Here is a 12534-nt window from a genome sequence, read left to right on the forward strand (position 1 = left end):
AGCAAAACGCCCGCGCTGCCGGGGAGGGGGAGGAGGGGCAGGCGCGGGCGTCGCTTGGAGGAAGCATCGACCCGCCGAAGCCCTTTACGCGGAAAAATCCGGGGGGCTGGGGGGGCTGTTCAGGATCCGGGACTTTTCCGAACTCCGACGGGCCGATGATGCATGTGTGCGCGCCGTTCCGGGCGGGCGAAGGACCGAATGGGGGCGTTTTCGTGTCGCTTCGTATTTTCCCGATCGGTGAAGCTTAGACCTTCGACAGGATCAGGGTGGCGTTGGTGCCGCCGAATCCGAAGCTGTTGGACATGACGTGCTTCAGTTCGCCGTCGTGGCGCTGACGCAGGATGGGCATGCCCTCGAACTCGGGGTCCAGGGTCTCGATGTGGGCGCTTTCGGCGGCGAAGCCGTGCTTCATCATCAGCAGGCAGTAGATGGCTTCCTGCGCGCCCGCTGCGCCGAGCGAATGGCCCGTCAGCGACTTGGTCGAGGAGATCATCGGCATGGCGTCGCCGAAGACGTTGCGCACCGCGCCCATCTCCTTGCTGTCGCCGACCGGCGTCGAGGTGCCGTGCGGGTTCAGGTAGTCGATCTTGGGATTGCCGGCCATCTCCAGCGCGATCTTCATGCAGCGCTCGGCGCCCTCGCCCGAGGGGGCCACCATGTCGTAGCCGTCCGAGTTGGCGCCGTAGCCGGTGACTTCGGCGTAGATGGTCGCGCCGCGCGCCACGGCGCGTTCGTATTCTTCCAGCACGACGATGCCGGCGCCGCCGGCGATGACGAAGCCGTCGCGGGCCGTGTCATAGGCGCGGCTGGCCTTGTCCGGGGTGTCGTTGAAGTTGGAGGACATGGCGCCCATGGCGTCGAACATGTTCGACATGGACCAGTCGATATCCTCGCAGCCGCCGGCGAAGACCACGTCCTGCTTGCCCCAGGCGATCTGCTCGGCGGCCGCGCCGATGCAGTGGGCGCTGGTCGCACAGGCCGAGCTGATCGAATAGTTGACGCCCTTCAGTTCGAACCAGGTGGCCAGCACGGCCGAGGGGCCGGACGCCATCGCCTTGGGCACGGCGAAGGGGCCGACGCGCTTGGGCGAGCCCTTTTCGACGGTCGTCTGGGCCGCCTGCAGGATGACCTGGGTCGAGGGGCCGCCCTCGCCGACGATCAGGCCGATGCGCGGATCCTTGATCTCTTCGGCGGTCAGGCCGCTGTCCTTCAGTGCCTCTTCAAAGGCGATGTGCGCCCAGGCCGTGCCGTTGGCCAGGAAGCGGGCGGCGCGACGGTCGACCAGCGGCGCCCAGTCCTCGGCCGTATGACCCAGGGCGGGCGGCGCCCAGACCTGGGATCGGAAGCCGTATTTGGCGTGGTCGGCGGCGTGCTGGACGCCCGACTTGGCGTCGCGAAGGGAGGCCGCGACCTGATCCTGGCCGGTGCCGATGGAAGAGACGATGCCCAGTCCGGTGACGACGACACGCCGCATGGTGTTTCCAATCCTACAAAGTCTGCGGACGCCGCGTTGGCCGCGGCTATCCATCAAGTGGGGTCAGGCGGGGTCGGGTTCCACCGGGGCCGCGCCGCCGAACAGGCCGACGCGCATGTCCTGACAGGTGTAGATGACCTCGCCGTCGGCCTCGAGCACGCCGTCGGCGATGCCCATGACCAGCTTGCGGTTGATGACGCGCTTCAGGTGGACCTTATAGACCACCTTCTTGACGTCCGGCGTCACCTGGCCGGTGAATTTGACCTCGCCGACGCCCAGGGCGCGGCCCTTGCCCGGTCCGCCGATCCAACCGAGGTAGAAGCCGACCAGCTGCCACATGGCGTCCAGGCCCAGGCAGCCCGGCATGACCGGATCGCCGATGAAGTGGCACTGGAAGAACCAGAGGTCCGGGTTGATGTCGAGTTCAGCCTCGACATAGCCCTTGCCGTAGTCGCCGCCGTCGGCGCTGATGGTCTTGATCCGGTCGAACATCAGCATGGGCGGGGCCGGCAGTTGGGCGTTGCCCGGACCGAACAGCTCGCCCCGGCCCGAGGCCAGCAGGCCTTCGTGATCGAACGACGACGGATATTGCGACTGGCTCAAGGGAAATCGGCTCCGAAAGGTGTTGCTGGCGGGTTACACGACCCAGAGGCCGCGCTCAACCATGCCGTCAGTATATGAGATCAGGAAGCGCGGCCGGTTCCGGCGGGTCGGGCGGCGTTGCACAGGGACCGCTCCTGGGTTCCGAAGACCGCCCGCTCGGCGACCCAGCCGCGCAGCTTGCGCGCCCGCACCCGGCACCAGCCGTCCTCGCATTCGTCCAGAGGAACCAGGGCGCGGGGCGACAGAAGAGCGCGGACCGAGGCGGTCTCGGACCGACCCGAGCGGATCGGCACGGCCTCGTCCGAACGGTTGAACACGCTGCGGCGGCCCGAGGCGACGGTGCGGTGAATCCAGGCGACGGAGCCGTCGGGATCGCAGATCTTTCGCCATTCGCGCGTCTCGGCGATCACCTGAACCGGCAGGCCTGCCGCGCGATATTCCCACAGGATGCGGTAGTCGAGGCCCGGCCCCTGACGCGCCCGCACCTGCGAGGATTTCAGCGTCACCCAGCGCGGCACCTCCAGCCCCGTCGGGGTCGGGCGGCCGTCGGGCATGGTCGATCCCGCCGACAGCAGAACGCCGGTCATGAGGACAGCGGCGAGGGCCGCGACGCGAGGCGCCCTTTTGATCCTGACCGCAGCTTTGCTAGACACCGAATATCGACCCGTTCCGAACGGGCGCCGCCCGTGGAAAACCCAGGTCTCCTATGTCCGCTCGCAAGCTTAAGGTCGTATTAACCAGACGCCTGCCTGACGCGGTTGAAACGCGGATGCGCGAACTTTTCGACGCCGAGCTGAACCTGACCGACCGGCCGATGTCGCGCGATGAGCTGGCTGCGGCCCTGCAGCGGGCCGAGGTGCTGGCGCCGACCATCACCGACCAGCTGGACGCCGAACTGATCGCGGGCGCAGGCGATCAGCTGAAGATGATCGCCAACTTCGGCGCGGGCGTGGATCACATCGACATCGACGCCGCCGTCGGGCGCGGCGTCATCGTCACCAATACGCCGGGCGTCCTGACCGAGGACACGGCCGATCTGGGCATGAGCCTGATCCTGGCCGTCAGCCGCCGCATCGTCGAGGGCGCAGGCGTGGTCGAGGCCGGGCGCTTCGAGGGGTGGAGCCCGACCTGGATGTGCGGTCGCAAGCTGTGGGGCAAGCGCCTGGGCGTCGTCGGCATGGGCCGCATCGGCCAGGCTCTGGCTCGTCGCGCCAGGGCTTTCGGGATGCAGGTCCACTATCACAACCGCAAGCCCGTTCCGGACATGATCGCCGAGGAGCTGGGCGCGACCTGGTGGGACGATCTGGATCAGATGCTGGCGCGGATGGACGTCGTTTCGCTGAACTGTCCGGCGACGAAGGAGACGCACCACCTATTGTCGGCCGAGCGTCTGGCCCGGCTTCAGCCGCACGCCATCCTGGTCAACACCGCGCGGGGCGAGCTGATCGACGAAGCCGCCCTGGTCGAGGCGCTGGACCGCCGCGCCCTGTTCGGCGTCGGCCTGGACGTGTTTGAAAACGAGCCCAAGGTGCATCCGGGTCTGCTCGGCCGTGCGAACGTGGTGCTGCTGCCTCACCTCGGCTCGGCTACCCTCGAGGCGCGTCAGGACATGGGCGATCGGGTGATCGCCAACATCATGACCTATCAGAACGGCCACCGCCCGCCGGACCGGGTCATCCCGGCGATGTTGTGACGGTGATTCTATGGACGGCTTCCGCCTGGTTGATTTTTAATAGAACGGCGATATTTTTATCTCTCGCATGTTATTGAGAGGGTGAAACAATGAAGCTGTTTTGGAGTGTAGCCGCGTTTACGCTTGTGTTGGCGCTACAGAGCGGGCCGCAGATTCCTATCGATGGTACGCCGCCGGGCGTCACTCGTTTCTACTCTGACGAGCATCTAACCGTTGAGGTTGGGTTTAGCGTAGTGGGATGTGACTATAGCCGTGCGGACTATGGCGATACGGGGCCGTATTCTAGTTTTGAGCCGTTAGTATGTAGCTGAATTATAATCACACTCTAGCGCGGTTGATTTTCAACTAAGCTGCGTCGTGGTTTGAAGTGCAGACGGGGCAGGCGGGGTCGGCGGCGATCTTCACGACGCGGCTGGTTCCCGCCAGGCCGTCGTATAGCATCAGGCGGCCGGTCAGCGGCTCGCCTGCGCCGGTGATCCGCTTGATCGCCTCCAGCGCCGCCATGGCGCCGATAACGCCGGCCAGGGCGCCGACCACGCCGACGCGGGCGCAGGTCTCGGCGTCGGGCGGAATCTCGGGCACCAGGCACTGGTAGCAAGGCCGCCCCTCGAACACCGACACCTGCCCCGACCAACGGCCCAGGGCGCCGGACACCAGCGGCTTGCCCGCCGCCACGCAGGCGGCGTTGACGGCCAGCCGCGTCTCGAAGTCGTCGGTGCCGTCCAGCGCCAGGTCGAAGTCCCGCATCAGAGCCGCCGCGCTGTCCGGCGTGACGCGCTGGTTGAAGGTCTGGACCGTGACGTGCGGGTTGAGAGCGTTCAGCCGCGCGGCGCCCGCCTCGACCTTGGCGCGGCCGGGGTCTTCGGTGGTGAAGGCGATCTGGCGTTGCAGGTTCGACAGGGCGACCGTGTCGTCGTCGATCAGGCCCAGAGTCCCCACCCCGGCGGCGGCCAGATAGAGGGCGGCCGGATTGCCCACCCCGCCCATGCCGACGATCAGCACGCGGGCGCGTTTCAGCGCCTGCTGGCCGGGACCGCCAATCTCGGACAGCACCAGCTGGCGGGCGTAGCGGTCGACTTCCTCGTCGGAGAAGCGAACCGGGGCGAGAGGAGCGGAAGGCTGGGTCACGCCGACTGTCTAGCGCAGTCGGACGGATGCGTCAGGCCGGAACGGGCGCGACCCCGACGGCCAGGGCCAGCAGGGTCTCGGCGCGCGCGGGACTGAGCTGGTCCAGGGCTTCGCCGTTCAACAGGCGGGCCGCCTCGGGCGTCAGCTCGGCCAGGATCATGGGCCAGTCGCCGAACCGGCGGCCGCTGACAGCGACGTCAGACAACAGGCGCAGGTTTTCATGGCGCGGATCGACCCGCAGCCGGTCCATCAGGCGGTCGACGTCGGTTCGGCGGCCCTCGATGATCTGCAGGAACTGGCCGCCATGGCGCATCAGGGCGCTGGTCAGACCTTCGCGGCGATTGTTGCGCTCGGACTCGCCGAGGATCTCCGCCAGGATCAGGAGGCTGGTCGCCGCGCCGCCGACGGCGTCGCTGACATAGATGGCGCGGTGCAGGGGCAAGGGAACTCGAAACGCAAACGCAGCCTCCCCCGCCTCGCGGACGGCGAGATGATGGGGCGACCGGGGGCGTTCCCCTGTCATGGGGCGATTAAGAATCTCTTATGGTTAAGCTTTTCGGGCGGTTGCGACAAAGCCTGATCTTGCGGCGGGCCACGGGCTTCGCCATCTCAACGGCCATGAACATGAGCGTCTCGAACTTCCCCGACTGGCACGGCACCACCATTCTGGCGGTGCGCAAGAACGGCCGCACCGTCATCGCCGGCGACGGCCAGGTCTCCATGGGGCCGACCATCGTCAAGGGCGCGGCGCGCAAGGTGCGCACCCTGGCGAACGGCAAGGTTCTGGCGGGCTTCGCCGGGGCGACGGCCGACGCCCTGACCCTGATCGAGCGGCTGGAGGCCAAGCTGGAGCAGTACCCGGACCAACTGGCCCGCGCCTGCGTCGAGCTGGCCAAGGACTGGCGCACCGACCGCTATCTGCGGAGGCTGGAGGCCATGCTGCTGGTCGCCGACAAGGACACCATTCTGACCGTCACCGGCGTCGGCGATGTGCTGGAGCCGGAATACGGCGTGGCCGCTGTCGGCTCGGGCGGTAACTACGCCTTGGCCGCCGCCCGCGCCCTGATCGACGAGCACACCGAGCTGGACGCCGAACAGATCGCCCGCAAGGCCATGAAGATCGCCGCCGACATCTGCGTCTACACCAATGGCAATCTCACCATTGAAAGTCTGTAGGGCGCTATCGCTCACCGCGCGGCGGCTTGCTGCTTGAGCGCCTGATATGCGTATTTCTGGACCGTCTGAACCATGACTGATCTGTCTCCCCGCGAAATCGTCTCCGAGTTGGACCGCTTCATCGTCGGTCAGGACGACGCCAAGCGCGCCGTGGCTGTGGCCCTGCGCAACCGCTGGCGCCGCAAGCGCGTGCCCGACGACCTGCGCGACGAGGTCACGCCCAAGAACATCCTGATGATCGGCCCGACGGGCGTGGGCAAGACCGAGATCGCCCGGCGTCTGGCGCGTCTGGCCGGCTCGCCCTTCCTCAAGGTCGAGGCGACCAAGTTCACCGAGGTCGGCTATGTCGGCCGCGACGTCGATCAGATTATGCGCGATCTGGTCGAGAGCGCCCTGGTCATGGTGCGCGACAAGCGCCGCTCGGGCGTCAAGGCCCGCGCCGAAGGTCAGGCCGAGGAACGCATCCTGGACGCCCTGGTCGGACCGGGTTCCCAGCCCGTCACGCGCGAGGCCTTCCGCAAGAAGCTGCGCGCGGGCGAACTGGACGACAAGGAGATCGAGATCGCCCTGGCCGATACGACCTCGCCCTTGCAGGGACTGGATATACCGGGCGGCGGCGGCAACGTCGGCCTGCTGAACCTGTCGGAGATGCTGGGCAAGATGGGCGGCGGCCGCACCAAGACGGTCAAGCTGACCGTGCGCGACGCCCTGGCGCCGCTCGTCACCGAGGAGAGCGACAAGCTGCTGGATCAGGAAAGCCTGACCAAGGAAGCCCTGCTGCTGGCCGAAAACGAGGGCATCGTCTTCCTGGACGAGATCGACAAGGTGGCCGCGCGTCAGGATCGCGGCGGCGGCGCCGACGTGTCGCGCGAAGGGGTGCAGCGCGACCTGCTGCCCCTGATCGAGGGTACGACCGTCTCGACCAAATATGGCCCGGTGAAGACCGACCATGTGCTGTTCATCGCCTCGGGCGCCTTCCATGTGGCCAAGCCGTCGGACCTGTTGCCCGAACTGCAGGGCCGCCTGCCGATCCGGGTCGAGCTGAAGGCCCTGACCCGCGACGACTTCAAGCGCATCCTGACCGAGCCGGAGGCCAATCTGATCCGTCAGAACCAGGCCCTGCTGGCGACCGAAGGGGTCGAGCTGGTCTTCACCGACGACGCGGTCGAGGCCATGGCCGACGCCGCCGTGGCCGCCAACTCCACCGTCGAGAACATCGGCGCGCGCCGTCTTCAGACGGTGATGGAGCGCGTGCTGGAGGAAACCAGCTTCAAGGCCTCGGACCTTTCGGGCCAGACCCTGATCTTCGACGGCGACAAGGTGCGCGAGAAGGTCGGCGACCTGGCCAAGAACGTGGATTTGAGCCGATTTATCCTGTGATGGGCTGCTGTCGCGGCGGTGCGGGGTCAGCCCCGCATCGCCTCCACCGCTTCCACCAACCGCTCCAGATCCGCAGGGCTGGACAGGCGGTGGTCGCCGCCCTCGATCAGGTCGAGGCGTAGGTCGCCGCCGCTCAGGCGCTCGGCCAGCTCGACCTGATGGCGCCACGGCACCACGTCGTCGGCGCGGCCCTGCAGCACATGGACCGGCGCGGTGATGTCGATCCGGCCGTTCAGCAGCAGCCAGTCGCGGGCCTCCTCGAACATGCGCCGGGTCAGGACGTAGGAGCCGAGGCCTTCCTCGGTGATGACCGTTTCGCCTTCGCGCAGGATGGCCTGCCGCTCATGATCCGCCAGACCCGGCCACATCAGCTTTTCGGTGAAGTCCTGCGCCGGATTGACCAGCACCACGCCCTTGATCCGCTCTGGTCGCGCCAGCGTCGCCAGAAGGGCGACCCAGCCGCCCATCGACGAGCCGACCGGGATCACCGGGCCCTCAAGGCTGTCGATCAGGGCGATGGCGTCCTCGCGCCAGCGGCCGATGGTGGCCTGTTTCCAGTCGCCGCTCGACACGCCATGCGCGAAGTGATCGTAGCGCACATAGCTCCAGCCGTGCTCTCGGGCGGCGGCGTCCAGCGCCAGCGCCTTGGTCCCCTCCATGTCCGAGCGGAAGCCGCCGATCCAGATGACGGTCGGGCCGTCGCCCTTGACCGCCTTATAGGCCAGGGTCTCGCCGTCGGGGCGTTGCAGCGTCTGGACGTCGGACATGGGAAGCTCCTCGGACTGTCATTCCTCGCGGAATGGCTTTAGCAGAGACGACGATTGTTCACAGAGGCCGCGAGGCGCCCGCTTGTCTGCTCCCAAAGCCCTGTTCGTCAGCTCCAACCGGATCGGCGACTGCGTCATCTCCTCGGGCGTGATCCGCGAGATCGCGCGCCAGTTGCCGGGCGTTCAGATCACCGTCGCCTGCGGTCGTCCGCCCGCGCCCTTCTTCCGTTCGGCGCCGAACGTCGAGCGCGTCATCATCCTCGACAAGAAGAAGGCCGCCGGACACTGGCTCGATCTTTGGAATCAGGTGCGCGGGACCAAGTGGGACATGGTCGTGGACATCCGCGGCTCGGCCCTGGCCTATCTGATCCCGGCCAAGCGTCGCATCGTCTACAACCGCCGCTGGGAGACGGGGTTGCGCAAGGTCGAGATGGTGTCGCGCCTGATGGGCTCGGCTATGCCGTTGGACCCGGAAATCTTCCTCGATGCTCAGGCCCGCGCCGAGGCCGCCGCCGTCATTGATCCCCAACTGGCCGCCGGGCCGGGCGAAGGGCCGATCATCGCTTTGGCGCCCATCGCCCACCAGCCGGGCAAGTCCTGGCCTGCCGACCGCTGGGGGCGATTGGTCGAAAAGCTGAAGGCCGAGCCGCGCTTCGACGGCTGGCGTTTCATGCCCGTCGGCGGTCCCGGCGATCGGCCGCCCGCGACTCCGGCGCTGGAGGCGGCGGGACCGCGCGCCATCGACTGCGTGGGCAAGGGCGACATCCTGTGCTCGGCTGCGGCCATCGACCGGGCGACCCTGTTCGTCGGAAACGACAGCGGCCTGATGCACGTCTCGGCGGCGTTGGGGCGGCCCACCCTGGGCCTGTTCGGTCCGACCGAGTGGTGGCTGTACGGGCCGTGGGGGCCGAAGACGCGCACGGCGGCGTCCAATGAGACGCGCGGCCAGTTCGCCCCGATCGAGGATCTGAGCGTCGATCATGTCTTCGATGCGGTGCTGGAGCTGCACGACGCCTATGTCGCTGAAGGGGCCGTAAAGGCCTGAAGGCCCGAAATCCCTTGAAATAGCGGCCTTGCGTCGCCATATTCCGGCCGCTTGGAACGCAGCCGCAGCCTTGCGCGCTGAATCCTCGCAACCAGTTTCGCCTGTCTTCTGATCACATAAGGAAACGACGCCCATTCGCCGTCCCATGCAAGCGCCGCCCGTAAAGGACGGGCCGCCCATCAACCAGGATATCCGCGCCGCCCGCGTTCTGCTCATCGACCAGAATGGGGAAAAGCAGGGCGTCATGCCGCTGTCGGCCGCGCTGGAGGCTGCCGAGGAGGCGGGCCTGGACCTGGTTCAGATCGTCGCCAACGCCGAAACGCCGGTGTGCAAGATTCTGGACTACGGCAAGCATCGTTTCCAGGAACAGAAGAAGAAGGCCGAGGCGCGCAAGCGTCAGAAGGTCGTCGAGCTGAAGGAAATCAAGCTTCGACCGAACATCGACACGCACGACTACGACGTGAAGGCCAAGGCCATGCACCGCTTCTTCGACGACGGTGACAAGGTCAAGGTGACCATCCGCTTCCGCGGCCGCGAAATGGCCCACCCCGAATTGGGTATGAAGCTGATGAACAAGGTCCAGGCCGATTTCGAGGAAGAGGCCAAGGTCGAGTTCGCGCCCAAGATGGAAGGCCGCCAGATGATCATGATCCTGGCGCCCCGCTGATCGCGGACTTGAATTGAAGACTTTGAAGACGCCCCGGCCGCATGGCTGGGGCGTCTTACTATCCGGCGAGACGAGAACGAATGACGGCGCAGACGACAAAGGCTTCCGGCGCGGGGACGCCGACCCTGGCGGTGCTGTTCGCCGTGGTCTTCATCAATCTGGTCGGGTTCGGCCTGGTGGTGCCGCTGCTGCCCTTCTTCGCCCAGAGCCTTCAGGCCGAGCCGTGGCAGATCACCCTGATGTTCTCGGCCTATTCCTTGGGTCAGTTCTTCGCCGAGCCCTTCTGGGGGCGGCTGTCGGACCGGATCGGGCGCAAGCCGGTTCTGCTGATCACCCTAGCGGCCAACGCCGTAGGCTATCTGTTGCTGGCGTTCGCGCCCAACATCTGGGCGGCGATCCTGGTGCGGATGTTCACGGGGCTGGGCGCGGGCAATATCTCGACGGTCCAGGGCTATATCGCCGACGTCACACCGCCCGAGCGTCGGGCCGGGCGCATGGGGTTGATCGGCGCCGCCTTCGGCTTGGGCTTCATTGTCGGGCCGGGCATGGGCGGCCTGCTGGCCCAGCCGCAGATGGGCCATGTCGGCTATCAGCTGCCTATCTTCGCGGCCTCGGGCGCGGCGGTGCTGGCGGCGCTGGGGGTGATGTTCTTCCTGCGCGAGAGCCGGGCCAAGGCCGATCCGGCGGCGCCGCGCCCCGCCTTCCTGTCGGGGATTCAGTTCGCTCGCACGGACGAGGTGGTGTCGCGCGTCCTGGTGGTCAGCCTGATCTATCTGGCGGGCTTTTCGGCCATGGAGGCCGCCTTCGGCCTGTGGGCCGAGAACCGCTACGCCTGGACCGCGCGCGAGGTGGGGCTCAGCTTCATGATCGTGGGCCTGGTCTCGGCCGTGAACCAGGGGCTGCTGGCCGGTCGGCTGGCGCGGCGCTTCGGCGAGGCGCGGGTGCTGGCGGCGGGGATGCTGCTGTTCGGGACGTCGCTCATTCTGCAGGTGGTCGCGCCGCCGGCCTGGTTCCCGGCGACGCAGATCGACCTGGGGCTGTTCGTCATTCCGGTGTCGGCCGGGTGGATCATTCCCATCGTCATGGGGATCGGCGCCTGCGGCATGTCGCTGGCCATGCCCAACATTTCGGCCCTGATCAGCCGTTCGTCCCCGCCGGATCGGCAGGGGGCCATGCTGGGGCTGAACATGGCGGCCGGGTCGATGGCGCGCATCGTCGGCCCCATGGTGGCGGGGGTTCTCTATTCCGCCGTGGGGCCGGACTGGCCCTTCCTGGTCGGGGCGGTGCTGACGGTTCCGGCGGCGGTCATGGCGATCAACGCCGGGCGCGCCGCGCGCCGTCGGGCGGCTCAGGTCTGAACCCGTTCATGCGGACTCTTCTTGCCTCCGGTCCCCGTTTGGCGTAGAAGCCGCGCCTTCGCGTACCGGACCGCCGGGCGAACAGGCATGCCTGGGCGGTCTTAAATCGGTCATCTGACCTTGGGGCTCAAGTAGCCCGAAGGGCGGGAGACCCCTCAATAAAGAGAGTGAAAATGCCGAAGCTGAAGACGAAGTCGGGCGCCAAGAAGCGCTTCAAATTCACCGCGACGGGCAAGGTCAAGGCTGGCGTGGCCGGCAAGCGCCACCGCCTGATTAGCCACAACTCGAAGTACATCCGCCAGAACCGCGGCACTTCGGTCATGGCCGACGCCGACGCCAAGAAGATCAAGTCCTACATGCCGTACGCCTGATCGGCGCACGCAGACACGATCTCTCAACCGCATAGAATTTGAACTAAGTCCCTCAAGCAGCGAGGCCCAGCGGGCCGAGCGGTAGGGACTTCCCGAAGGGAAATTTACAATGGCTCGCGTCACCCGGGGCGTTACGTCCCACGCCAAGCACAAGAAAGTCCTGAAGCAGGCCAAGGGCTTCTACGGCCGCCGCAAGAACACCATCCGCGCCGCCAAGGCCGCCGTGGATCGCGCCGGTCAGTACGCCTACCGCGACCGTCGCAATAAGAAGCGCTCGTTCCGCGCCCTGTGGATCCAGCGCATCAACGCCGCGGCCCGCACCGAAGGCTTCACCTATTCGCAGTTCATGCACGGCCTGAACAAGGCGGGCATCGAGCTGGACCGCAAGGTTCTGGCCGCCATCGCCGCCGATGAAGCCGGCTTCAAGGGCATCGCCGACAAGGTTCGCGCGGCCCTGGCCTAAGGCGACATGTCGCGAGGCCATGCAGGCCGCGCGATAGCGTTCAGCTTAAAGAACAAACGCCCGTCCCGGTCGCCGGGGCGGGCGTTTTTCATGGGGCGCCTGACCTTTCGGGCGTGTCGGGCGTTGGGGTGAGGCAGCCGGTCGCCGATCGGCGTTTCAGGAGGCTTCGCCATGTCTGTCGCCCGCGTCACCGAAATCACCGCGTCCTCGACCGTCAGCTTCGAGGACGCCATCGCTCAGGGCGTCGCCCGCGCCGACAAGACCCTGCGTCACGTCGAAGGCGCCTGGATTCAGGAGCAGAAGGTGATCGTGCGTGACGGCGCGATCGCCGAATATCGAGTCAACATGAAGGTCACCTTCATCCTTGCGGATTGAGGCGGATCGACGCTGAAAGGCTTTGCGAGACGGC

At 66.9% G+C, this 12534-nt stretch carries 15 protein-coding genes; 9 read left to right on the forward strand and 6 right to left on the reverse strand.

Annotation, left to right across the window (positions count from 1 at the left end; all coding sequences use genetic code 11):
* Positions 1 to 244: 244 nt before the first annotated feature.
* The 3 genes from fabB to FGL25_RS16500 form a co-directional block, all read right to left on the reverse strand.
* Positions 245 to 1474, reverse strand: coding sequence for a beta-ketoacyl-ACP synthase I (fabB, locus tag FGL25_RS16490; RefSeq protein ID WP_138142299.1), 1230 nt, complete (start codon positions 1472 to 1474; stop codon positions 245 to 247).
* 63 nt (positions 1475 to 1537) lie between these two features.
* The gene (fabA, locus tag FGL25_RS16495) at positions 1538 to 2077 is read right to left on the reverse strand and encodes a 3-hydroxyacyl-[acyl-carrier-protein] dehydratase FabA (protein WP_003166446.1); all 540 of its coding nucleotides are present in this window, start codon (positions 2075 to 2077) and stop codon (positions 1538 to 1540) included.
* An 80-nt stretch (positions 2078 to 2157) separates the two neighbouring features.
* Positions 2158 to 2664: an SH3 domain-containing protein gene (locus tag FGL25_RS16500; protein ID WP_003166445.1), complete on the reverse strand. Its 507-nt coding sequence runs from the start codon at positions 2662 to 2664 to the stop codon at positions 2158 to 2160.
* Between the two features lie 119 nt (positions 2665 to 2783).
* Between FGL25_RS16500 and FGL25_RS16505 the strand changes: the two genes are divergently transcribed.
* Positions 2784 to 3770 (forward strand): 2-hydroxyacid dehydrogenase, encoded by a 987-nt coding sequence (locus tag FGL25_RS16505; RefSeq protein WP_138142300.1) that lies wholly within the window; start codon positions 2784 to 2786, stop codon positions 3768 to 3770.
* 345 nt (positions 3771 to 4115) lie between these two features.
* Here the strand turns inward: FGL25_RS16505 and FGL25_RS16510 are convergent, their stop codons facing one another.
* Both FGL25_RS16510 and FGL25_RS16515 read right to left on the reverse strand, forming a co-directional pair.
* Complete coding sequence (locus FGL25_RS16510) at positions 4116 to 4898, reverse strand: HesA/MoeB/ThiF family protein (RefSeq protein WP_138142301.1); 783 nt, start codon at positions 4896 to 4898, stop codon at positions 4116 to 4118.
* A 31-nt stretch (positions 4899 to 4929) separates the two neighbouring features.
* Entirely contained in the window at positions 4930 to 5340 is a 411-nt protein-coding gene (locus FGL25_RS16515) for a BLUF domain-containing protein (RefSeq protein WP_138142302.1), read from the reverse strand.
* 176 nt (positions 5341 to 5516) lie between these two features.
* Here FGL25_RS16515 and hslV point away from each other — a divergent pair, with 176 nt between their 5' ends.
* Complete coding sequence (hslV, locus tag FGL25_RS16520; RefSeq protein WP_138142484.1) at positions 5517 to 6074, forward strand: ATP-dependent protease subunit HslV; 558 nt, start codon at positions 5517 to 5519, stop codon at positions 6072 to 6074.
* 72 nt (positions 6075 to 6146) lie between these two features.
* Positions 6147 to 7454 carry an ATP-dependent protease ATPase subunit HslU gene (gene hslU / locus FGL25_RS16525; protein WP_138142303.1) on the forward strand — a complete coding sequence of 436 codons (1308 nt, stop codon included), beginning with the start codon at positions 6147 to 6149 and terminating at the stop codon, positions 7452 to 7454.
* 26 nt (positions 7455 to 7480) lie between these two features.
* On the opposite strand, the gene FGL25_RS16530 is transcribed toward hslU, so the two are convergent.
* A complete protein-coding gene (locus tag FGL25_RS16530; RefSeq protein ID WP_138142304.1) occupies positions 7481 to 8221 on the reverse strand; it encodes an alpha/beta fold hydrolase in 741 nt (246 codons plus the stop codon).
* An 82-nt stretch (positions 8222 to 8303) separates the two neighbouring features.
* Here FGL25_RS16530 and FGL25_RS16535 point away from each other — a divergent pair, with 82 nt between their 5' ends.
* The 6 genes from FGL25_RS16535 (at position 8304) to FGL25_RS16560 (ending at position 12500) form a co-directional block, all read left to right on the forward strand.
* Positions 8304 to 9266 (forward strand): glycosyltransferase family 9 protein, encoded by a 963-nt coding sequence (locus FGL25_RS16535; protein WP_138142305.1) that lies wholly within the window; start codon positions 8304 to 8306, stop codon positions 9264 to 9266.
* A gap of 145 nt (positions 9267 to 9411) precedes the next feature.
* Entirely contained in the window at positions 9412 to 9933 is a 522-nt protein-coding gene (gene infC, locus FGL25_RS16540; protein ID WP_003166438.1) for a translation initiation factor IF-3, read from the forward strand.
* Between the two features lie 80 nt (positions 9934 to 10013).
* Positions 10014 to 11291: an MFS transporter gene (locus FGL25_RS16545; protein ID WP_128719115.1), complete on the forward strand. Its 1278-nt coding sequence runs from the start codon at positions 10014 to 10016 to the stop codon at positions 11289 to 11291.
* Positions 11292 to 11464: 173 nt separating this feature from the next.
* A complete protein-coding gene (gene rpmI, locus FGL25_RS16550; RefSeq protein WP_003166435.1) occupies positions 11465 to 11662 on the forward strand; it encodes a 50S ribosomal protein L35 in 198 nt (65 codons plus the stop codon).
* A gap of 109 nt (positions 11663 to 11771) precedes the next feature.
* Positions 11772 to 12125 carry a 50S ribosomal protein L20 gene (gene rplT / locus FGL25_RS16555; RefSeq protein WP_003166434.1) on the forward strand — a complete coding sequence of 118 codons (354 nt, stop codon included), beginning with the start codon at positions 11772 to 11774 and terminating at the stop codon, positions 12123 to 12125.
* 171 nt (positions 12126 to 12296) lie between these two features.
* Positions 12297 to 12500, forward strand: coding sequence for a dodecin family protein (locus FGL25_RS16560; protein WP_046652585.1), 204 nt, complete (start codon positions 12297 to 12299; stop codon positions 12498 to 12500).
* Positions 12501 to 12534: the final 34 nt, after the last annotated feature.

The sequence above is a fragment of the Brevundimonas vancanneytii genome, from assembly GCF_901421975.1.
Classification (GTDB): Bacteria; Pseudomonadota; Alphaproteobacteria; order Caulobacterales; family Caulobacteraceae; genus Brevundimonas; species Brevundimonas diminuta.